Genomic DNA, 21595 nt, shown 5'->3' with positions numbered 1-21595 from the left:
TTGATGATAAACCAGCCATATGGTTGCCAGCTAATTTATTTAACGGGGAAGAGTGATAAAACGGCAGGATAAAACAGCTGAGGTGCGCTAAGCCGCACCCCAGCACATCATTATGCGTCGAACGGATCGCGCAGAATCATGGTTTCAGAACGGTCTGGACCAGTAGAAATGATATCTACAGGTACGTCAGTCAGCTCTTCAATGCGTTTGATATAGTCCAGCGCCGCTTGCGGCAAGCCACTACGCTCTTTCACGCCAAAGGTGGTTTCTGACCAGCCCGGCATGGTTTCGTAGATTGGCTCGATGCCTTCCCAGTCGTCGGCAGCCATTGGCGTGGTAGTCACTTCACGGCCATCTGGCAGACGGTAGCCGACGCAGAGTTTAACTTCTTTCAGGCCGTCCAGAACGTCCAGCTTGGTCAGGCAGAAACCTGACAGGGAGTTGATCTGCACTGCGCGACGCACGGCAACGATGTCCAGCCAGCCGGTACGACGACGACGACCGGTAGTTGCACCGAACTCGTTACCCTGTTTGCACAGGAACTCGCCGACATCATCAAACAGTTCAGTTGGGAACGGACCTGCACCCACACGAGTAGAATACGCTTTGATAATGCCCAGAACGTAATCAACATAACGTGGACCAATGCCGGAACCTGTTGCCACGCCACCCGCGGTGGTGTTGGAAGAGGTCACGTACGGATAGGTACCGTGATCGATGTCCAGCAGCGTGCCTTGAGCACCTTCGAACATGATGAAGTCGCCGCGTTTACGTGCGCCGTCCAGCAGGTCGGAGACGTCAACGACCATGCTGGTCAGAATGTCAGCAACGGCCATGACATCGTCCAGAACTTTCTGGTAATCAACCGCTTCAACTTTGTAGAAGTTAACCAGCTGGAAGTTATGGTATTCCAGAACTTCTTTCAGTTTGTCGGCAAAGGTGGCTTTGTCGAACAGGTCGCCAACGCGCAGGCCACGACGAGCCACTTTGTCTTCATACGCAGGGCCGATGCCGCGACCGGTAGTACCGATAGCTTTGGCACCGCGCGCTTTCTCACGTGCCACATCAAGTGCGACGTGATAGTCAAGAATCAGCGGGCAAGCTTCAGATAACAGCAGGCGCTCACGTACCGGAATGCCACGGTCTTCCAGCTCTTTCATCTCTTTCATCAGTGCCGCAGGAGACAGCACAACGCCATTACCGATGATGCTGGTTACGTTATCGCGCAGAATACCTGATGGAATAAGATGGAGAACGGTTTTTTCACCGTTGATTACGAGAGTATGGCCTGCGTTGTGACCGCCCTGGTAGCGCACAACATATTTAGCCCGTTCAGTCAGAAGATCAACGATCTTTCCTTTACCTTCGTCACCCCATTGGGTGCCCAGTACGACGACGTTGTTACCCATTTTTCAAAATCACCGTTTGCTTAAAAAAGGATTCTACCATCGGTTTCTCCGATGATCAGCCCTTTTAGTCGACAAAATGGTAATCGCCTACTGCAAAGCGGCTTAACCGCCGCTTCGACTCAACATATAGTAGATAACTACCCCTGCAACCACTAGTCCGCCGCCAAAACGGCGCAGCGTATTGTCCGGAAGCTGCGTTAAAGCGACAATCATGCGGCGCCACATACGCGGATAAAGCATCGGTCCGAGCCCTTCGAGCACCAATACCAGCGCTAATGCCAGCCAGATAGTCGAATTCATATTTCCCTCTAGCACCAATAAAAAAGAGCCGGTCAGACCGGCCCTTAATAAGTTTTCCGCGAAGATTAACGTGTGCTGTTAGCAGGCGTTTTCATATAGCGGAAGAAATCGCTATCCGGGCTTAGCACCATCACGTCCTGACCGTTGCTGAAGCTGGCTTCATAAGCACGCAGGCTACGGATGAACGCATAGAAGTCAGGGTCCTGGCTGAATGCGTCAGCAAACAGTTTGGCCGCTTCCGCATCACCTTCACCACGGCTAATACGGCCCTGACGCTCGGCTTCTGCCAGAGTACGAGTGACTTCGTAGTCGGCGGTAGCACGCAGCTTCTCAGCCTCTTCCTGCCCCTGTGAACGGTGACGACGAGCAACAGCTTCACGCTCGGCACGCATACGGTTATAGATGGCTTCAGAAACCTCAGCAGGCAGGTTGATCTGCTTGATACGCACATCCACCACTTCGATACCCAACGCCGCCATACTATTCGGGTTAACCACCGGCACTTTGCCTTTGGTTTCCGCAGTGACACGCGCCGCAGCAGAGGCAATGGCATCATCCGCAGCAGGTGTCGCCACTTCATCGTCAGTACCCGCGGTACCTGAGTTCAGCGCATCACGCACATCCAGAGTCAGACGGCCACGAGAATCGGTCACGATGTCTTTCACATCAAGACGACCAATTTCAGAACGCAGACGGTCGCTGAATTTACGTTTTAACAGCACTTCTGCCTGAGAAACGTCACCACCGCCGGTTGCCAGGTAGTAGCGGCTGAAATCACTGATACGCCATTTGATGTAGGAATCAACGATCAGGTCTTTCTTCTCTTTGGTCACAAAGCGATCGGCCTGGTTATCCATGGTCTGAATACGCGCATCAAGGGTTTTAACCGACTCGATAAACGGTACTTTGAAATGCAGACCTGGTTCGTAGACCACCGGCTTGTTTTCATCATCACGCAACACTTTACCGAAGCGTAAGGTAATCCCGCGCTCGCCTTCCTGTACCACGAAGACCGAGGTAAAGAGCACAACCAGCACGATGATAATTAAAGCAATGACTGACTTACGCATCGTTATTCACTCCCTACGCGCTGGTTATCAGTGCGCTGCGCGTTCACGCGGCGCTGATCCATGATATCGCCCCGGCTTGACGAGGACTGTGTGCTGGCGCTGCCCGAGCTTGATGCCGGTGGCAGACGCAACAGGTTGTTCGCACCACTGGTATCACTCTTCGCCGCAGGCTGTGAGCCGCCTTTAAGCATCTGGTCCAGAGGCAGAACCATCAGGTTGCCCCCTTTGTCGTTCACCAGAACTTTACGGGTGTGGCTAAGCACTTTTTCCATGGTTTCGATATACAGGCGCTCACGGGTAATTTCCGGTGCAGCTTTGTATTCCGGCAGCAGTCTGGCAAAGCGAGCAACCTCACCCTGTGCTTCTAACACGGTCTGTGTTTTATAAGCGCGGGCTTCTTCGAGAATACGCTGCGCCTGACCGTTAGCACGTGGCTGTACTTCGTTGGTATAGGCTTCCGCTTCGCGGATATATTGCTGTTCGTTTTCACGCGCGGAAATCGCATCATCAAACGCCGCTTTCACCTCTTCCGGCGGACGAGCAGCCTGGAAGTTGACGTCAAGCAAGGTGATACCCATGTTGTACGGGCGAATGGTCTCTTCGAGTTCGCGCTGGGTATCGTTACGAATAATGGTACGACCCTCGGTGAGGATCTTATCCATGGTGTATTTACCAATCACACCACGCAGTGCGCTGTCGGTTGCCTGACGCAGGCTGTCGTCAGCGCTGGTTACGCTAAACAGATAACGGCGCGGATCGGTGACGCGATACTGCACGTTCATTTCGACGCGAACCACGTTCTCGTCGGAAGTCAGCATCACACCTGACGCCGCCAATTCACGTACCGCTTCAACGTTTACCGCTCTGACGCTATCGATAAATGTCGGTTTCCAGTTCAGGCCCGGCTCAACCAAATGGCTGAATTGACCAAAACGTGTGACCACACCACGCTCAGCTTCTTTAATGGTATAGAACCCGGTTGCGGCCCAAATAACCACCGCCACGGCGGCAACAATGCCCACCATACGACCACCGATATGCGGACGCGGAAGCTGTGAGGAACCGCCACCGGAACCGCTACCACCGCTTTTACCGCCGCCCAGGCCACCGAGTTTCTTACTTAACTTGCGGAAGATATCATCCAGATCAGGTGGCCCCTGATCCCGCCCTCCTTTGTTACCCCCAGAGTCGCCGCCTGGTTTGCTGCTTCCCCACGGGTCGCGGTCCTGTCCGTTATTACCGGGCTGATTCCACGCCATGTTTATGCTCCATATTTGTTGTGCGGTGATATCCCCCGAAGGGGAAAAAGTCTTCAGGACATTCCTTGACTTGCTAGACAATGTAGTCAGCAAGTGCCGGTTCTTGTTTACAGAGGCGACGCCAGTCAACAACAGGCATACGAATTTGTAAGCCAACGCTGCCGTCCTCCTCCATCCACTCTTTTTCTATTGCCTGAAGCTGATAAAACCGGCTCCGCAGTCGCCCTGCCTGGGGGGGTAAGCACAACGTATGCTGTGCAATTTCACCAGATAAACGCTCTGTCAAAGCCTGGAAAAGGAGTGGAATACCGTCACCGGTCCGGGCAGAAAGCCAGACCCGAATCGGCATATTTTCATCATCTCTGTCGATACGCGGAACGAAATCATCCAGCATATCTATCTTATTCATCACCAGGAGCGTTGGAATTTCATTAGCCTCAATCTCTTCGAGAACGGTATCAACCGCGGCAATGTTTTCCTGAATCCTGAGGTCGCTTGCATCAACGACATGTAGCAACAGTGTCGCCTGACGCGTTTCCTGCAGGGTTGCTTTAAACGCCGCCACTAAATCATGCGGCAAGTGACGAATAAAACCTACTGTGTCAGCCAGGATCGTTTCACCCACATCTGCAACGTTAATCCGCCGCAGGGTTGGGTCTAAGGTGGCAAACAGCTGATCGGCGGCATAAACGCCAGCCGCTGTTATCTGATTAAACAGGGTGGATTTACCGGCGTTGGTGTAGCCCACCAGAGAAACGGTTGGGATATCAGCCTTGGCTCGCGATCTTCGCCCTTGCTCACGCTGTTTTTCGACTCGTTCTAAGCGACCAAGGATCTGCATAATCCGGTTGCGCAGCAAGCGGCGGTCGGTTTCGAGCTGAGTTTCCCCAGGGCCTCGTGAACCTATCCCCCCTCCCTGACGCTCAAGGTGGGTCCAGCCGCGCACAAGGCGAGTTGCCATGTGACGTAACTGCGCCAGTTCAACCTGCAACTTACCTTCATGGGTACGCGCACGCTGGGCAAAAATATCTAAAATCAGGCCGGTTCTGTCGACGACACGACATTCACACAGCGCTTCGAGGTTACGCTCCTGGGCTGGAGACAACGCGTGATCAAATAAAACGACCGATGCGCCAGTAGCTTTTACTGCATCGGCAATTTCAATTGCCTTACCTTCACCAACAAAATACTTTGGGTGCGGAGCTTTACGGCTACCGGTAACCACCTGTAACGCTTCGACGCCGGCTGAAGAGACCAGGGAGACAAACTCCTCCAGATCCTCCATGTCTTTGTCTTGCGAAAAATAGATGTGTACCAGCACCGCATGCTCACCGGCATCATAACGGTCAAACAAGCGTATAACCTCTCAAAAAGACCAGCGGGGAACCCAGCATCCCTGGTTCCCCGGCCTGGAAAAACAACCTTATGCCTTATTCAGCGTCTTCGTTGTCTTGTTGTGGCGCAGAACCTTGCGCGCTTCCACCGTGGTGGTAGCTGCCAGAACCGCTCGTACCGGTGTTATTGCTGTGATGAGATACCGGACGTGACGGAACAACAGTTGAAATCGCGTGCTTATAGACCATCTGGCTAACCGTGTTTTTCAACAGGATTACAAACTGATCGAAAGACTCAATCTGACCTTGCAGCTTAATACCATTTACCAAATAAATAGAAACTGGAACACGTTCGCGACGCAGTGCGTTCAAGAACGGATCTTGTAATGATTGCCCCTTAGCCATTCTATCTTTTCCTTATATGCTTGTTGTTTGTAACTCAAGAACCCTGAGGCTCTGAAAAACTGCGTAAAATATTGCGCACCATAACGATTCAATTGTACACATTCATTGGTGCTTCGCACTAACAACCTGTAGTACATCGTTATAAGATTGAGACGGATTCTCACTGTCTAACCAGTGAACGCCTTCCCAACCCCGTAACCAGGTCATCTGGCGCTTCGCCAATTGTCTCGTTGCGCAAATACCACGATAAACCATTTCATCATGTGAAATTTCTCCCGCCAGATAAGACCACATCTGCCGGTATCCCACACAACGAATGGAAGGCATCTCCGTATGCAAATCACCACGGGCAAAAAGAGCCCGTACTTCAGCTTCAAATCCAGAAGCTAACATCTGATGAAAACGCTGCTCAATTCGTTGATGGAGCAGTTCACGGCTCGCCGGGGCGATGGCGAACTGATGCACCCGGTAAGGCAGAGCTTCTCCTGACGTTTGTGTCAGTGCCGTTAAAGTTTTACCCGAAATGAAAAAAACTTCCAGTGCGCGGGAAAGCCTTTGTGGATCATTTGGATGAATACGTGCCGCAGAGACAGGATCAACCTGTGCTAACTGACGGTGCAACGCATCCCACCCCTGCTCTGCTGCCTGTTTTTCTATCCGCGCCCGAACCTGCGGGTCAGCGGAGGGCAACGGTGATAACCCTTCTAACAATGCCTTGAAGTAGAGCATTGTTCCCCCGACCAGCAAGGGAATGCGCCCGGCGGCGGTAATTTCAGCCATTTCAGCCAGGGCATCACGCCGGAAATCCGCGGCAGAATAGGCTTGTGCCGGGTCAAGAATATCAAGTAACCGATGCGGAGCCTGGGCTTGTTCTTTGGCCGTTGGCTTCGCGCTACCAATATCCATCCCTTGATAGATAAGGGCCGAATCGACGCTTATCAACTCTACCGGCAACGTTTTACGCAAATTAATGGCGAGCGCTGTCTTACCAGAGGCCGTCGGCCCCATCAAAAAAATTGCCTGCGGTAGGCTTTGCTTAACTTCAGTCATGTTTCAGGGCGTTCATCGCCATATCTAAATCAACAGGTTGTAACAAACCGCCAGGTGGTGATGTCACCAGCTGCGGACAGAGGCGCTCCACATCAGCCAGCAGGGCAATAGCCTGCGCCTGACCCCATTGTTGATGATTGCTCTCCATTTGACGAGCAAACCATTGGGCAATTTGCGTTGCATTGACCTCAGTCTGTTGCGCCAGGTATCCTGGCAGTTCGTGAATCAAGATTTGTAAATTTTGTTTACGTAAAGGTAAAGGTACCGTGCGAATGGTTATCTGACGCGACTCAACGGCAAACTCGATGCCCATTTCCAGCAAAAGCGGCTGATTTTTTACCAGCACGTCCTGCTCTTCTTTGGTGACTTTCAAACGAATGGGGATCAGCAGCGGCTGGGCACGCGCGCCTTCCGCGCCCGGCACTAACTGCGCCATTTTCAACCAGCGTTCAGCCACGCTTAATGAAAGCAGCATGATGTTGCCCTCACGCTCCAGCAACGCGATATCCGGCGCGATAACCGTCAGCACCCGGCCAAAACTTTGTGCGTGAGCGTCTAACGCCACGTAATGTTCAGGTTCCGCAGCACGATTTTTTGGCGCAGCCGGGGCTGGGGTATTGAGCAATTCGCGATATACCGCCCCTTCTTTTTTCTGAAAACCCGGTGCAGCGTGCGGCCATAAAGGCGCACTATTTTTACCCGCGCTTCCTGCGCTATGCCCACCAGAAACCGGGGTCGCGCTACGAGAAGAAGGTTCGTGAGAAGGACCAGCAGCTGGTGTGGCAAACTGGTTTCGCCCGGATGCAACACGGTTTTCCGGCTGCCAGCGCGCTGGCGCGTCTTCCGCCGTTTCTTCCAGCGGCAAGCGATTTTCACTTTGCTGCTGCAGCACGCTCAACACGCCCTGGTAGATAAAATCATGCACCAGCCGCGACTGATGAAAGCGCACCTCATGTTTGGCGGGGTGCACGTTCACATCCACCTGATGGGGATCGATTTCCAGATACAGCACAAATGCGGGTTGTTGATCGGCACCGAGCTTATCTTCACAGGCCTGGCGAATAGCGTGATTTATCAGACGGTCACGCATCATACGGCCATTCACATAGCAATATTGAATCTCAGCCAGGGCAGAAGTCGTCGCCGTGGGCTCTGCCACCCAGCCGCGTAATGCCAGGTCACCATGCTGCCATTCAATCGCCAGCGCCTGCTCGAGGAACGGCGTGCCACAAATTGAACCAAGGCGACGTTCACGAGGGGCGCCCTCAGCGACCGCACGATACTGGCGAATCACTTTGCCGTTATGCGTGAGGTTTATCGACACATCGAAGCGCGCCAGCGCGATACGTCTGACGATTTCATCAATGTGGTTGAATTCCGTTTTTTCGGTGCGCATGAACTTGCGGCGTGCGGGAGTGTTGTAGAACAGATCCAACACCTCAAGCGTGGTGCCCACAGGGTGCGCTGCGGGTTTGACCGTCACATCCTGATCGCGTCCTTCGGCATACGCCTGCCACGCTTCGCTTTGCTCAGCCGTGCGCGAGGTTAGCGTCAGACGCGCCACCGAGCTAATACTGGCTAGCGCTTCGCCACGAAAACCGAGGCTGATTATCGCCTCAAGATCATCAAGCGTGGCAATTTTACTGGTGGCATGACGAGCCAGCGCCAGCGCCAGCTCGTCCTTTTTAATCCCGCAGCCGTTATCGCGAATACGAATAAGCTTGGCACCACCGCGTTCAATATCGATATCAATACGCGTGGCGCCCGCATCGAGACTGTTCTCAACCAGCTCCTTCACCACCGATGCGGGGCGCTCTACCACTTCGCCAGCAGCAATCTGGTTGGCAAGCTGCGGCGGCAGAACCTGAATCGGCATGAAATCTCCTTATTGCGTAATGGCTATCTGATTAAGGCCCGCGCGCTGGGAACGCGCGGTCTGGTCTGGCTCTGGCGCTGATTGTAACGGATGCGCCTGGAAATAGTCTCTCAACCCTTGATAAATGGCCTGAGCAATTTTTTGCTGATAATCATCGCTATCCAGCAGGCGCTCTTCTGAGTTGTTACTGATAAAGCCGGTTTCCACCAGCACCGAAGGAATATCCGGCGAACGCAGAACGCCAAGGCTTGCATGTTCAGGGCGACGTTTGTGCAACGAACCGACGCGCTGCATCTGCGCCAGCACTTTTGTTGCCACATCATACCCGACGCGCTGGGAATGACCGAACTGCAGATCCAGCACCGCCTGGCTTAAATAGGGGTCCGCCTGGCTATTGGCCAGCACATCGCCCGCGCCGCCCAGCAGCTCGGATTGTTTTTCGTGCTGCTCAAGCCAGCCCGCCATTTCACTGTTAGCGCGGCGATTGGAGAGCACCCAAACGGAGGCCCCCGTAGCATCGCGATTAGGCGCAGCATCTGCGTGAACCGACACCAGAATATTCGCGTTCTGTTTGCGTGCGACCTCTGAGCGCCCCATCACCGAAATAAAATAGTCGCCATCGCGCGTCAGCACGCCTTTAAACATTGGATCGTCATTCAGTAACGAGCGAAGTTTACGGGCTATCGAAATGGTGACGTTTTTCTCTTTTGTACCGCCAGGGCCAATCGCCCCCGGGTCCTGCCCGCCGTGTCCGGCATCAATCGCCACAACCACGGTATCGGATTGCGTCGTGGTGCGCTGAGTTCGGGCGGGATACAGCGCTGTATTGGAGCTGATTGCGCCAGTAACCTTTTGCGAATTAAAGGGATTTTTTGCAGGCTCTGTTGAACGGGTAACGGGCGGCGCTTCAACGCGTTTAGCCACAACCGGAGGCGGCGGCGGTGCGTCGGCGTTAATCGTAAAGATGACCGTGTAATTAGAGCCATTTTGCTGTTTTACCGCGCGCGTTTTGCCAGGCTCGGTAAGATCGACCACCAGACGTAGAGAACCGCTCTCTTTTGGCTGCCCGGAGCGAATGCTTTTCACCAGGTTGTTGCCGCTAAAAAGCAGCGGCAGGCCTCGAATCACACCGGTTTGTTTGATATCCAGAACAACGCTTTTCTTCTCATCCTGAGAAAAAGCATATTCAGGATCGCCCATAAAACTAAAGGCGATCCGCGCCTGTGAATCACCGTTCGATACCTGAATATCCGCTAAACTCGCGGCGCTGGCCTGCGCCATCAGCAACAGTAAAGCTATCGCCATCAACCCACTTTTTATGCGCAAGATCATCCCGCCATCCTTGTTATTTGGCAAACCGCGCCAGTAACGACTCACCAGATGAGGAAACTGCCTTCAGGCACGCTTCGCGCCCTTCGGCCTGGTAACTTAGGTGAATTTCGACATCCGGTTCCGGAAGCACACCCTGACCTTTTTGCGGCCACTCCACCAGACTGATTGCGTCATCGGTGAAATAGTCACGGATTCCCATAAACTCGAGCTCTTCTGGATCGGCAAGGCGATAGAGATCAAAGTGATACACCATCAAATCACCGAGCGTATAGGGTTCTACCAACGTATAAGTGGGGCTTTTTACGTTCCCTTTATGACCCAGCGCTTGCACAAAACCACGGCTAAAGGTTGTTTTCCCCGCGCCAAGATCACCATACAGATGAATAACGGTGGCACCGGAACAGGCTTTTGCCAGACCTGCGCCCAGAGCTAAGGTCGCGGCTTCATCAGGTAATGCGATAACTCGATTAATCATTTTCTTTGCTATTCAAATCCGGGTTAACAAAAGGGGACAACGTCGATAATAAGTCGCTTGCTAACATGCCACGCGTGCCGAAGCGATGGGCTAACACATCCGCAGCGGCGCCATGAGCAACACAGCCTGCACAGGCTGCATCATAGGGGGTTAGCTTCTGTGCCAGCAATGCGCCAACGATCCCCGAAAGCACATCCCCCATACCGCCACTGCCCATGCCGGCATTACCGACATCCACAATGGCACACTGGCCGCTTTGGCTGGCAACAATCGTCCCGGCACCTTTTAAGACCGCCACGCCACCATAGCGTTTTACCAGGCAGCTTGCGGCAAGTAAGCGGTCACTCTCAATTTGTGATACGGCGCAATTTAACAGCCGGGCCGCTTCCCCCGGGTGCGGCGTCATAACGCGATTCTGACGTTTATCGGGATTGATTGCCAGAAGGTTGAGCGCGTCGGCATCCCACAGCATAGGTTTACGGCTGTTTTCGACTTTTTGTAAGGCTTTTTTACCCCACTCTTGCTGCCCTAATCCTGGGCCAATTACTATCACATCAGCCCACTCCAGGGATTCATCCAGTGAATGAGGCGTCAGTTCCTGAACCATTAGCTCAGGGCGGGCGGTAACAAGGGGGGCAATATTTTCTGAGCGCGTCAGCACTCTGACCAACCCAGCCCCCGCGCGCAGAGCAGCCTCCCCGGCCATACGAATCGCGCCCGCCGTGCCGTGGTCACCGCCAATAACTACCAGCCGCCCGTTATCGCCTTTGTGCGATGTTGGTCGTCGCGCAGGCAACCAGCCGGATAGCTGCGCGCTATCCACGCGGGTGACAGGCGCCGTCTGTCCTGTTAACCAGGCCTCCAGCCCCAGAGCGTGAAAATGCAGTGTGCCAACCACATCACGCGCTTTCCCGGTCAGTAAGCCCGGCTTGAGGGCAATAAACGTCATGGTATGCGTAGCCTTAATCACCGCGCCTGGCGTCGCGCCTGTTTCTGCGAGCAAACCTGAAGGCGTGTCGAGGGCAATAACCGGAAGCGCATACTGATTACACTTCTCAATAATCTCAGCCGTGGAATCTCGCGGTGCGCTGTTAAGCCCGGTTCCCAGTATCCCATCAATCACCAGATCGATATCCTCAGGCCAGAGATGGTGCGGCGCATGGATAACGCCTGCGGCATCCAGCCACGCATCACGCGCACAGGCGGCCTCTTCCGGCAGCGGTTTATCGCTTTCCAGCGCCAATAAGGTCACGCGAATGCCCGCCGCCTGCGCAAGGCGTGCCACTACGTAGCCATCGCCACCGTTGTTGCCATGCCCGCAAGCAACCAGCCAGTGCTGGCTTTGCGGGTAGAGTTCACGGGCGAGATGAAATGCCGCAGCGCCCGCCCGCTGCATCAGCTCATACAAGGTCACACCCAAATAATCCGCCGCCTGCTTTTCGGCGGTGCGCAGCCAGTCTGCTGACCAGACTGAGTGTGGTATACTTTTGGCGGTTATTTTCAGGCTCAGGTCCGTCATGTCACAGCCCCTCGATCTCAATCAATTAGCGCAAAATATCAAACAGTGGGGCCGCGAGCTCGGCTTTCAGCAGGTTGGTATCACCGATACCGATCTCTGTGCCAGCGAGCCCGCGCTCCAGCTGTGGCTGGATAAACAATACCACGGCGAGATGGACTGGATGGCGCGTCATGGCATGATGCGCGCCCGACCACACGAACTGCTGCCCGGAACCCTGCGCGTCATTAGCGTGCGGATGAACTATCTGCCGGCGAATGCGGCCTTTGCCACCACGCTCAAAGATCCCAAAATCGGCTACATCAGCCGCTACGCCCTTGGACGTGATTACCATAAACTGCTGCGTAACCGGCTCAAAAAGCTGGGTGAAATGATCCAGTCCCACTGTTCCACGCTGAATTTTAGACCTTTTGTCGATTCGGCGCCGATACTTGAGCGCCCGCTGGCGGAAAAAGCCGGTCTGGGGTGGACAGGTAAGCACTCACTTATCCTCAATCAGGAAGCGGGATCGTTCTTTTTCCTCGGGGAATTACTGGTCGATATTCCGCTTCCGGTTGATAAACCTGTCGAGGAAAAATGCGGACGCTGCGTGGCCTGTATGACGATTTGCCCAACTGGCGCGATAGTTGAACCCTACACCGTTGACGCAAGGCGTTGTATTTCCTACCTCACCATTGAGCTTGAAGGCGCGATCCCTGAGGCATTCAGGCCGCTAATCGGCAACCGCATTTACGGCTGCGACGACTGCCAGCTGATTTGCCCATGGAACCGTTTCTCACAGCTGACTGCCGAAGACGACTTTAGCCCACGTCGCGCATTACATGCGCCGCCGCTGGTTGAACTGTTTGCCTGGAGCGAAGAATATTTTCTGCGCGCAACCGAAGGCTCGGCGATTCGCCGCATTGGCCATCTGCGCTGGCTGCGAAATATTGCGGTGGCGCTGGGAAATGCCCCCTGGGATGAAGCGATTCTGAACGCGTTGCAACAGAGAAAAGGTGAGCACCCACTTCTTGATGAGCATATTGAATGGGCGATTGCGCAACAATTAACCAGGCGAAACGCCCAGGCAACGGAAGTTCAACCTGCGCAAAAACAGCGTCTGGTCAGAGTGATTGAAAAAGGGTTGAAACGTGATGCCTGACATGTCCACAGGATGTGAATAAAAATCTGAACGCGTTGTCCTGGCAGTGAAAAAAATTGTGCAAGCGATCGGGTTAACATTTCACAATATTTAAAACATGATATAAATCAATGGATTAAAATAATCACGTAATAATTAAGCAATAATTAGCGATCTAAGGGAAAAAACGGAAGCTGTGGATAAGTCTGTTTACAAGCGTTTGTGAGGGGCGGAAAAAACCACCGCCGACGCGACTTAGCGTTGTGGATAATTTGTACTGAAGATTAGAATCTGGAGCGGGAAACGAGACTCGAACTCGCGACCCCGACCTTGGCAAGGTCGTGCTCTACCAACTGAGCTATTCCCGCTTGGGTGGTGCTGGCTAAAAGCCAAATCAAATTTTGGAGCGGGAAACGAGACTCGAACTCGCGACCCCGACCTTGGCAAGGTCGTGCTCTACCAACTGAGCTATTCCCGCTCTGTGTAACGCTGCAAATTCTGCATCGGTACGGGAGGCGCATTATACGAGAAATCGTTTTAGTCGCAAGCCCCTCAAAAGGTTTTTTTCACAAAATCGGTTCGAATGGCGATTTAAACGGCAAAATGATTACTTTCCCAGCAAAGGAGGAGTTTAACTCCTCCCGAACGCCTGTCAAAGCTTAATAAAATGCTCGCGGTAGAAGGCAAGCTCTGCCACGGACTCACGAATATCGTCCATCGCCTGGTGGGTGCCCTGCTTTTTGAAATCAGCCAGAATTTCCGGTTTCCAGCGGCGTGCCAGCTCTTTGAGCGTGCTGACATCCAGATAGCGATAGTGGAAGTACTCTTCCAGCTCTGGCATGTACTTAAACAGGAAGCGGCGATCCTGGCCGATGCTGTTGCCGCAAATTGGCGAGCAATTGGCTGGCACCCACTGTTTCAGGAACTCAAGCGTCGCCAGTTCAGCCGCGCGGTCATCGAGTTGACTCGCTTTCACACGCTCCACCAGACCGCTACCGGTATGGGTACGCACATTCCAGTCGTCCATTAACGCCAGCTGTTCGTCAGACTGATGAACGGCAATCGTTGGCCCTTCGGCGAGGATATTCAAATTGGCATCGGTAACCAGAGTGGCGATTTCAATTATGCGATCCCGCTCGGGGTCCAGGCCGGTCATTTCTAAATCAATCCAAATCAGATTGTTTTCATTCCCACTCATGCTATTTTCCACCCTTCTTGTGCGTAGCCCACCTTTAGCGGTGGGTTAATTCGTATAAAATAGTGTGTATCATAGAGGTTTTGCCCACCACGGGCGACCAGGAGCCAGTAAGATTGAGCAAAAATAAACTCTCCAAAGGACAGCAGCGCCGGGTTTCAGCAAACCACCAGCGTCGGCTTAAACAGACTGTGGAGAAAGCCGATCCTGACGACTCTCAGTTTGGTGAGCCGCGCGAAGGCCGCGTAATTAGCCGTTTCGGCCAGCATGCCGATGTTGAAGCACCCGGCGGTGAAATTCACCGCTGCAATATCCGCCGTACCATTCGTTCGCTGGTAACAGGCGACAACGTGGTCTGGCGCCCCGCTAAAGAAGCGGCGGCAGGCGTCACGATTAAAGGCATTGTGGATGCAGTACACGAGCGCACCACCGTTCTGACACGCCCTGATTTCTATGACGGCGTAAAACCCATTGCCGCCAATATCGACCAGATCATCGTGGTTTCCGCCATTTTGCCCGAGCTGTCGCTAAACATTATCGACCGCTACCTCGTCGCCTGCGAAACCCTTGATGTAGAACCGTTGCTGGTATTGAACAAAACCGACCTGCTCGACGAAGCAGGTCTGGCGTTCGTCAACGAACAAATGGATATCTATCGCAAAATTGGGTATCGCGTGTTATTCGTCTCCAGCCATAAAGTTGAAGGGCTCAAAGAGCTTGAAGCCGCGCTGATTGGTCGCGTCAGTATCTTTGCCGGGCAGTCAGGGGTGGGTAAATCAAGCCTGCTGAACAACCTGCTCGGCTTTAAAGAAGTCCAGATTCTGGTCAATGACGTTTCGGACAACTCAGGGCTTGGTCAGCACACCACCACCGCCTCACGTCTGTATCACTTCCCGGGCGGCGGCGATGTTATCGACTCTCCAGGGGTGCGCGAATTTGGTCTGTGGCACTTAGAGCCGGATCAAGTCACTAATGGTTTTACTGAATTCCATGACTATTTAGGCCGTTGTAAATACCGTGACTGCAGCCACACCAACGATCCCGGTTGCGCGCTGCGTGAAGCCGTGGAGCGTGGGGAAATAGCCGAATCGCGTTTTGAAAACTACCATCGCATACTGGAAAGTATGTCCGAGGTAAAATCGCGTAAAACCTTTTCCGATACCGATCGCTGACAATTAAGCTGGGCATCGCTAAAATCGCGCTCCTTTTGTGTATGCCCGCAAAAACAGGTACTTAGCCAGGAGGCTATTTTGTTAGACAACATTAAACTTTCACTCCAGTACATCCTGCCTAAAATATGGCTGACCCGCCTGGCAGGCTGGGGCGCAAGCAAACGAGCTGGCTGGTTAACCAAACTGGTTATCGATCTGTTCGTCAAATACTACAAAGTCGACATGAAGGAAGCACAAAAGCCGGATACCGCCAGCTATCGCACCTTCAACGAATTCTTTGTCCGCCCACTGCGTGACGATGTGCGCCCGGTGAATACCGACCCGACCGTGCTGGTGATGCCGGCAGACGGCGTGGTGAGCCAGCTAGGCCCGATTGAAGAAGACAAAATCCTGCAGGCAAAAGGCCATAATTACAGCCTGGAAGCCCTGCTTGCCGGTAACTACTTAATGGCCGATCTGTTCCGTAACGGCAGCTTCGTGACTACTTACCTGTCGCCGCGTGATTACCACCGTGTTCACATGCCGTGTAACGGTATTTTGCGTGAAATGATTTACGTACCGGGCGATTTGTTCTCGGTAAATCATTTAACCGCGCAAAACGTCCCGAACCTGTTTGCCCGTAACGAACGCGTTATCTGCCTGTTCGATACCGAGTTTGGCCCAATGGCGCAAATTCTGGTGGGTGCCACCATTGTTGGCAGCATCGAAACCGTCTGGGCGGGGACCATCACGCCGCCGCGTGAAGGCGTGATCAAACGCTGGACCTGGCCTGCCGGTGAAAGCGAAGGTTCTATCGCGCTGTTAAAAGGCCAGGAGATGGGGCGCTTTAAACTGGGTTCAACGGTGATTAACCTGTTTGCGCCGGGTAAAGTGAAGCTGGCAGAACAGCTGCAAAGCCTGTCCGTGACGAAAATTGGTGAGCCGCTGGCGATTTCGACCGAAGTCATGGGTGATGGGGTAGTACCGGCCAGTGACATTCCGCAGGCAGAAGTTGCCGCTGAACTGGAAGCCAGCCCGCTGGTAGAAAACAAACCTGACGTCTAACTCTTTATCCCTGGCCCGCGCCTTACCGCGTGGGCCAGTTTAATAAACGATAGGTACTTATGCGCCCGATACTCACATTTCTGATGGTCTGGTGCCTGAGCTCTGGCGCCTTTGCCGCAACGGCTCCCGACGCCAAACAAATCTCCCAGGAACTGGAACAGGCTAAGTCCGCCAAAGATCAGCCCGGCCAGGCTGAAACGGTGGAAACCCTCCAGGCCGCGCTTAATGCGCTCCAGGAACGTAAAGCGTCCCAGGAACGTGCCGCACAATATCAGCAGGTTATTGATAACTTCCCCAGGCTTTCGGAAACGCTACGCCGCCAGATAAACAACCTGCGTGAAGAGCCGCAAAAAGTCCCGGAAGGCATGTCGACCGAGGCGTTAAACCAGGAAATCCTGCAGATCAGCAGCCAGCTGCTGGATAAAAGCCGCCTGGCGCAGCAGGAACAAGAACGCACCCGAGAAATCACCGATTCACTCAGCCAACTGCCGCAGCAACAAACCGACGCCCGCCGCCAGCTAAACGAAGTTGAGCGCAGAAAAGGGACGCTATCCGCCACCGGCACGCCGTTAAGTCAGGCGCAGAATCTCTCTTTGCAGGCCGAATCATCACGCCTGAAAGCCTTAGTTGATGAACTGGAGCTGGCGCAGCTCTCCGCCAGCAACCGCCAGGAACTTTCACGCCTGCGGGCTGAACTGGCGCAAAAGCAAAGCACGCAGCTGGATGCTTACCTGCAGGCATTGCGTAACCAGCTGAACACCCAGCGCCAGCGCGAAGCAGAACAGGCGCTGGAAAGCACCGAACTACTGGCCGAAAACAGCGCCAATTTACCGCCGGATATTGTTGCCCAGCTCAAAAACAACCGTCAGCTTTCTCAGGCGCTGAACCAACAGGCTCAGCGCATGGATTTAGTCGCCTCACAGCAACGCCAGGCGAGCAGCCAGATATTACAAGTGCGCCAGGCGCTCAACACGCTGCGTGAACAGTCACAATGGCTTGGGGTCTCTAACGTGTTGGGCGAAGCATTACGCGCACAGGTCGCACGCCTGCCGGAAATGCCCAAGCCGCAGCAGCTTGATACCGAACTCGGTCAGCTGCGCGTGCAGCGGCTGCATTACGAGGATCTGCTAAGCAAACAGCAACAATTGCGCCAGACTCGTCAGCTTGATGGCCAACCGCTCACCGCCGAGCAAAATCGCATTCTGGAAGCGCAGCTGCGCACCCAACGCGAGCTGCTCAATTCCCTGCTGCAAGGGGGCGATAACCTGATTCTCGAGCTTACCAAGCTGAAAGTGGCAAACAGCCAGCTGGAAGACGCCCTCAAAGAGGTGAACGAAGCCACGCACCGTTACCTGTTCTGGACATCCGACGTCAGCCCGATAGGCTTCAGTTGGCCGGTTGAAATCGTGCAGGATTTGCGGCGTCTGGTCTCAATGGACACCTTCAGCCAGCTCGGCAGCGCCACTATTATGATGCTGACCAGCAAAGAGACGCTGCTGCCGCTATTTGGCGCCTTGATTCTGGTCGGCTTCAGTATCAGCTCGCGCCGCCACTTTACCGCGTTCCTGGAACGATCCAGCGCCAAAGTCGGGAAAGTCACGCAGGATCATTTCAGCTTAACGCTGCGCACCGTGTTCTGGTCGATTCTGGTGGCATTGCCTCTACCAGTGCTGTGGGCAACGCTCGGTTTCGGGCTGCAGGCCGCCTGGCCCTACCCGCTTGCCGTTGCCATTGGCGATGGCGTCACCGCTACGGTTCCTCTGCTGTGGGCGGTAATGATTTGCGCGACTTTCGCCCGTCCGAACGGTTTGTTTATCGTGCATTTTGGCTGGCCACCGCAGCGTGTTGCCCGGGCCATGCGTTACTATCTGATGAGCATTGGCCTGATCGTGCCGCTAATTATGGCATTGATAATGTTTGATAATCTCAGCGACCGCGAGTTCTCCGGCTCCCTTGGGCGGCTGTGCTTTATTTTGATTTGCGGGGCGATGGCACTGGTCACGTTAAGCCTGAAACGTGCAGGCATTCCGCTGTATCTGGATAAACAGGGTAACAGCGAAAACATCGCCAACACGATTTTATGGAACCTGCTGCTGGCGGCTCCGCTGCTGGCTATACTGGCCGCTGTCGTCGGCTATCTGGCCACGGCGCAAGCGCTGCTGGCAAGGCTTGAAACCTCCGTCGCCATCTGGTTCCTGCTGCTGGTGGTTTACCATATCTTCCGCCGCTGGATGCTGATTCAGCGCCGCCGCCTGGCGTTCGATCGCGCCAAACACCGCCGTGCGGAAATCCTCGCCCAGCGCGCGCGCGGGGAAGAAGAAGCGGTCCACGGTCATAGCACCGAAGGCTCAGCGGAAATTATCGAAGAGCCAGAAATCGATCTGGATACTATCAGCGTGCAGTCACTGCGTCTGGTGCGCTCGATTCTGATGCTGATTGCGCTGCTGTCGGTGATTGTGCTGTGGTCAGAGATCCACTCCGCATTTGGCTTCCTTGAAAACATTACGCTGTGGGATGTGACCTCGACGGTGCAAGGTGTGGAAAGCATCGAGCCGATCACTCTGGGCTCAGTGCTGATCGCCATTCTGGTGCTGATTATCACCCTGCAGCTGGTGCGCAACCTCCCTGCTCTGCTTGAACTGGCGCTGCTCCAGCACCTGGATTTAGCGCCGGGCACCGGTTACGCCATTACCACCGTCACCAAATACCTGCTGTTGCTGGTGGGGACCCTGGTGGGCTTCTCGATGATTGGTATTGAGTGGTCGAAGCTGCAGTGGCTGGTCGCAGCGCTGGGCGTCGGTTTAGGTTTTGGTTTGCAGGAGATTTTCGCCAACTTTATTTCAGGCCTGATCATCCTGTTTGAGAAGCCGATTCGTATTGGCGACACCGTGACCATTCGCGATCTCACAGGCAGCGTCACCAAAATTAACACTCGCGCCACCACCATCAGCGACTGGGATCGCAAAGAGATCATCGTGCCAAACAAGGCGTTTATCACCGAGCAGTTTATCAACTGGTCGCTGTCGGACTCCGTGACGCGTGTGGTGTTAACCGTTCCGGCACCGTCTGACGCCAACAGCGAAGAGGTGACAAAAGTGTTGCTGCAGGCGGCTGAGCGCTGCTCGCTGGTGATTGATAACCCCGCGCCGGAAGCGTTTCTGGTGGATCTACAGGCGGGTATTCAAATCTTTGAGCTGCGAATTTATGCCGCAGAGATGAACCACCGCATGCCGCTGCGCCATGAAATTCACCAGCTGATCCTGCAAGGCTTCCGCGAGCACGGAATCGAGCTGCCGTTCCCGCCTTTCCAGATGCGCCTGGATAGCCTGGGTGGGCAGCGTAGCAGTAAGACGCTGGCATCTTCGGGGAAAGTGGGTAGAACGGCGGGGAGTTTGTAAGAGGGAGGCTGTCACCCTAACCTCCCCCTCAGAGAGAACCGCTTAATCCCCTCTTCGCCAGTAAAGGAAGAGGGGAAATGGTTACTCGCTAACGAACCGCGCATCCAGACGTTTTGGATCGGGACCGTATTCGTTTTCACCTGGCGTACCGTTCTGGCAGCTAAACGCCAGAACGATCAGCCAGCCGACCAGCGGAATCAACAGCAGCAGCAGCCACCAGGCTGAACGGTTGGTATCGTGCAGGCGACGGAACTGTACCGCCCAGTAAGGCAAAAAGATAAACACGCCGTAAATTGTGGTGAGCAGGCCTTCCTCTTTCGCAATACGCAGCCCTAACATCTTATCCAGGACGGTCAACACCCCGGTCAGAACCAGGTTGACCAGGATGAACATCCAGAACTCTTTACGGCGCGCACGCCCGCTAAAGCCCACATAATTTCTTAATACTTTGAAATACCAATCCATTCGTCGCCACCTTGATTAATCATCAATCGCTTGATCTGTAAGCAATCTATTTCAAGAATAGCCGTGAATAAAGGTTACGTAAATCATTGTCCTGCTGAATTTTATCCCCTGTTATGAAACCGTTCTTCCCGTCCGTGAGGCTCATTCAAATTCTGCGCCGGACCAACAGAAACGATCCCGGTTGGGTTAATCGTTTGATGGCTGCGATAATAGTGGTGCCGGATATGGGCGAAATCGACGGTTTCGGCAATGCCCGGTAGCTGATAGATATCGCGCAGGAAGCCAGACAGATTCAGATAATCGCTGATGCGGTGCTGGTCGCATTTAAAATGGGTGACATAGACAGGGTCAAAACGAACCAGCGTCGTCCACAGGCGAATATCGGCTTCGGTCAGCTGGTTACCGGTTAAATATCGGTGTTGTCCAAGGATCTGCTCGACGCGCGCCAGCGCCGTGAAGACTTTGCTGACGGCTTCATCGTAAGCCTGCTGGGAGGTGGCAAAACCTGCTTGATACACGCCGTTGTTAAGGGTGTCGTAAATCCAGCTATTGAGTTCATCAATCTGGCTACGTAATGCCGTTGGATAATAATCCCCGGCGCGAGCGCCTTGTGCATCAAAGGCGCTATTGAGCATGCGGATGATTTCAGCGGATTCGTTACTGACGATAGTCTGGGTTTTCTTGTCCCATAAAACGGGGACGGTAACGCGCCCGCTGTAATCAGGGTCGGCCTGCAGATAGAGCTGATAGAGATATTCATGCTGGTATAAGCCATCGCCGGTTGCCTGCGGGAAATCATCAGCAAAGGTCCAGCCATCCTGCAGCATCAGCGGGTTTACCACCGATACGGAAATGAAAGGCTCAAGGCCTTTTAACGCGCGCACGATCAATGTGCGATGCGCCCAGGGGCAAGCGAGGGAAACATAAAGATGATAGCGATTTTTTTCCGCGGCAAATCCACCTTTACCGGTTGGGCCGGGTTCGCCATCTGCCGTCAGCCAGTTGCGAAACGCCGACTCTGAGCGTTTGAAGCTGCCGCCTGTGGATTTGGTGTCATACCAGACATCGTGCCAGACGCCATCAATAAGCTGTCCCATTTTTCATTCCTCTGCGTAAGCGGTAAAATCGAGTAGGAGGCGGGATTACTCCCGCCGCCCTCTCACACCACCGTACGT

General features: G+C 54.0%; 18 protein-coding genes and 2 tRNA genes. 4 read left to right on the top strand and 16 right to left on the bottom strand.

All coding sequences use genetic code 11. From position 1 onward, the window contains the following. Positions 1-110: 110 nt before the first annotated feature. The 11 genes from EHN07_RS08635 to nnr form a co-directional block, all read right to left on the bottom strand. On the bottom strand, positions 111-1409 hold the full coding sequence (locus EHN07_RS08635; protein WP_124023767.1) for an adenylosuccinate synthase: 1299 nt from the start codon (positions 1407-1409) through the stop codon (positions 111-113). A 102-nt stretch (positions 1410-1511) separates the two neighbouring features. Further along, on the bottom strand, positions 1512-1709 hold the full coding sequence (locus tag EHN07_RS08630) for a DUF2065 domain-containing protein (RefSeq protein WP_124023766.1): 198 nt from the start codon (positions 1707-1709) through the stop codon (positions 1512-1514). Between the two features lie 65 nt (positions 1710-1774). After that, positions 1775-2779, bottom strand: a complete 1005-nt coding sequence (gene hflC / locus EHN07_RS08625) for a protease modulator HflC (RefSeq protein ID WP_034492790.1) — start codon at positions 2777-2779, stop codon at positions 1775-1777. A 2-nt stretch (positions 2780-2781) separates the two neighbouring features. Beyond that, positions 2782-4038, bottom strand: coding sequence for an FtsH protease activity modulator HflK (hflK, locus tag EHN07_RS08620; protein ID WP_124023765.1), 1257 nt, complete (start codon positions 4036-4038; stop codon positions 2782-2784). A 73-nt stretch (positions 4039-4111) separates the two neighbouring features. Further along, positions 4112-5392 (bottom strand): ribosome rescue GTPase HflX, encoded by a 1281-nt coding sequence (gene hflX / locus EHN07_RS08615; RefSeq protein ID WP_124023764.1) that lies wholly within the window; start codon positions 5390-5392, stop codon positions 4112-4114. A 76-nt stretch (positions 5393-5468) separates the two neighbouring features. Next, on the bottom strand, positions 5469-5777 hold the full coding sequence (gene hfq, locus EHN07_RS08610; protein ID WP_034461169.1) for an RNA chaperone Hfq: 309 nt from the start codon (positions 5775-5777) through the stop codon (positions 5469-5471). 102 nt (positions 5778-5879) lie between these two features. Further along, positions 5880-6827 carry a tRNA (adenosine(37)-N6)-dimethylallyltransferase MiaA gene (gene miaA / locus EHN07_RS08605; RefSeq protein WP_124023763.1) on the bottom strand — a complete coding sequence of 316 codons (948 nt, stop codon included), beginning with the start codon at positions 6825-6827 and terminating at the stop codon, positions 5880-5882. Continuing rightward, the gene (gene mutL / locus EHN07_RS08600; RefSeq protein ID WP_124023762.1) at positions 6820-8703 is read right to left on the bottom strand and encodes a DNA mismatch repair endonuclease MutL; all 1884 of its coding nucleotides are present in this window, start codon (positions 8701-8703) and stop codon (positions 6820-6822) included. Before mutL ends, miaA begins: the two co-directional genes overlap by 8 nt. A gap of 9 nt (positions 8704-8712) precedes the next feature. Beyond that, complete coding sequence (gene amiB / locus EHN07_RS08595) at positions 8713-10035, bottom strand: N-acetylmuramoyl-L-alanine amidase AmiB (protein ID WP_124023761.1); 1323 nt, start codon at positions 10033-10035, stop codon at positions 8713-8715. A gap of 13 nt (positions 10036-10048) precedes the next feature. Continuing rightward, entirely contained in the window at positions 10049-10510 is a 462-nt protein-coding gene (gene tsaE, locus EHN07_RS08590; RefSeq protein WP_124023760.1) for a tRNA (adenosine(37)-N6)-threonylcarbamoyltransferase complex ATPase subunit type 1 TsaE, read from the bottom strand. Beyond that, positions 10503-12029 carry a bifunctional ADP-dependent NAD(P)H-hydrate dehydratase/NAD(P)H-hydrate epimerase gene (nnr, locus tag EHN07_RS08585; RefSeq protein WP_124023759.1) on the bottom strand — a complete coding sequence of 509 codons (1527 nt, stop codon included), beginning with the start codon at positions 12027-12029 and terminating at the stop codon, positions 10503-10505. The genes tsaE and nnr overlap by 8 nt, the downstream gene beginning before the upstream one ends. Between nnr and queG the strand changes: the two genes are divergently transcribed. After that, a complete protein-coding gene (queG, locus tag EHN07_RS08580; protein ID WP_124023758.1) occupies positions 12028-13167 on the top strand; it encodes a tRNA epoxyqueuosine(34) reductase QueG in 1140 nt (379 codons plus the stop codon). The two genes, nnr and queG, sit on opposite strands and share 2 nt — an antisense overlap. 271 nt (positions 13168-13438) lie before the next feature. Here the strand turns inward: queG and EHN07_RS08575 are convergent. The 3 genes from EHN07_RS08575 to orn all read right to left on the bottom strand — a co-directional run bounded on the left by EHN07_RS08575 (position 13439) and on the right by orn (position 14344). Then, positions 13439-13514 (bottom strand) — tRNA-Gly (locus EHN07_RS08575). 34 nt (positions 13515-13548) lie between these two features. Beyond that, positions 13549-13624, bottom strand: a tRNA-Gly gene (locus EHN07_RS08570). A gap of 174 nt (positions 13625-13798) precedes the next feature. Further along, on the bottom strand, positions 13799-14344 hold the full coding sequence (orn, locus tag EHN07_RS08565; RefSeq protein WP_124023757.1) for an oligoribonuclease: 546 nt from the start codon (positions 14342-14344) through the stop codon (positions 13799-13801). A 113-nt stretch (positions 14345-14457) separates the two neighbouring features. On the opposite strand from orn, the gene rsgA reads away from it, so the two are divergent. The 3 genes from rsgA to mscM all read left to right on the top strand — a co-directional run bounded on the left by rsgA (position 14458) and on the right by mscM (position 19955). Then, positions 14458-15513, top strand: coding sequence for a small ribosomal subunit biogenesis GTPase RsgA (rsgA, locus tag EHN07_RS08560; protein ID WP_124023756.1), 1056 nt, complete (start codon positions 14458-14460; stop codon positions 15511-15513). Between the two features lie 78 nt (positions 15514-15591). Further along, the gene (gene asd / locus EHN07_RS08555; protein WP_124023755.1) at positions 15592-16557 is read left to right on the top strand and encodes an archaetidylserine decarboxylase; all 966 of its coding nucleotides are present in this window, start codon (positions 15592-15594) and stop codon (positions 16555-16557) included. A 59-nt stretch (positions 16558-16616) separates the two neighbouring features. Continuing rightward, entirely contained in the window at positions 16617-19955 is a 3339-nt protein-coding gene (gene mscM / locus EHN07_RS08550; RefSeq protein WP_124023754.1) for a miniconductance mechanosensitive channel MscM, read from the top strand. Between the two features lie 81 nt (positions 19956-20036). On the opposite strand, the gene EHN07_RS08545 is transcribed toward mscM, so the two are convergent. Then, on the bottom strand, positions 20037-20420 hold the full coding sequence (locus EHN07_RS08545; protein WP_124023753.1) for a DUF805 domain-containing protein: 384 nt from the start codon (positions 20418-20420) through the stop codon (positions 20037-20039). A 101-nt stretch (positions 20421-20521) separates the two neighbouring features. Then, complete coding sequence (locus EHN07_RS08540) at positions 20522-21517, bottom strand: glutathione S-transferase family protein (protein ID WP_124023752.1); 996 nt, start codon at positions 21515-21517, stop codon at positions 20522-20524. Between the last annotated feature and the right edge of the window lie 78 nt (positions 21518-21595).

Source organism: Buttiauxella warmboldiae (assembly GCF_003818135.1).
GTDB lineage: Bacteria > Pseudomonadota > Gammaproteobacteria > Enterobacterales > Enterobacteriaceae > Buttiauxella > Buttiauxella warmboldiae.
The sequence above is the reverse complement of the archived record's forward strand: the minus strand, read 5'-3'. Positions and strand labels throughout refer to the sequence as shown.

Excerpts from the sequence above, each read along its gene's own strand:
- EHN07_RS08540 (WP_124023752.1), bottom strand. The coding sequence starts at position 21,517 with ATGGGACAGCTTATTGATGGCGTCTGGCACGATGTCTGGTATGACACC.
- amiB (WP_124023761.1), bottom strand. The coding sequence starts at position 10,035 with ATGATCTTGCGCATAAAAAGTGGGTTGATGGCGATAGCTTTACTGTTG.
- hflK (WP_124023765.1), bottom strand. The coding sequence starts at position 4,038 with ATGGCGTGGAATCAGCCCGGTAATAACGGACAGGACCGCGACCCGTGG.
- mscM (WP_124023754.1), top strand. The coding sequence starts at position 16,617 with ATGCGCCCGATACTCACATTTCTGATGGTCTGGTGCCTGAGCTCTGGC.
- tsaE (WP_124023760.1), bottom strand. The coding sequence starts at position 10,510 with ATGATTAATCGAGTTATCGCATTACCTGATGAAGCCGCGACCTTAGCT.
- EHN07_RS08545 (WP_124023753.1), bottom strand. The coding sequence starts at position 20,420 with ATGGATTGGTATTTCAAAGTATTAAGAAATTATGTGGGCTTTAGCGGG.
- queG (WP_124023758.1), top strand. The coding sequence starts at position 12,028 with ATGTCACAGCCCCTCGATCTCAATCAATTAGCGCAAAATATCAAACAG.
- orn (WP_124023757.1), bottom strand. The coding sequence starts at position 14,344 with ATGAGTGGGAATGAAAACAATCTGATTTGGATTGATTTAGAAATGACC.
- hfq (WP_034461169.1), bottom strand. The coding sequence starts at position 5,777 with ATGGCTAAGGGGCAATCATTACAAGATCCGTTCTTGAACGCACTGCGT.
- hflC (WP_034492790.1), bottom strand. The coding sequence starts at position 2,779 with ATGCGTAAGTCAGTCATTGCTTTAATTATCATCGTGCTGGTTGTGCTC.
- miaA (WP_124023763.1), bottom strand. The coding sequence starts at position 6,827 with ATGACTGAAGTTAAGCAAAGCCTACCGCAGGCAATTTTTTTGATGGGG.
- EHN07_RS08630 (WP_124023766.1), bottom strand. The coding sequence starts at position 1,709 with ATGAATTCGACTATCTGGCTGGCATTAGCGCTGGTATTGGTGCTCGAA.
- EHN07_RS08635 (WP_124023767.1), bottom strand. The coding sequence starts at position 1,409 with ATGGGTAACAACGTCGTCGTACTGGGCACCCAATGGGGTGACGAAGGT.
- mutL (WP_124023762.1), bottom strand. The coding sequence starts at position 8,703 with ATGCCGATTCAGGTTCTGCCGCCGCAGCTTGCCAACCAGATTGCTGCT.
- nnr (WP_124023759.1), bottom strand. The coding sequence starts at position 12,029 with ATGACGGACCTGAGCCTGAAAATAACCGCCAAAAGTATACCACACTCA.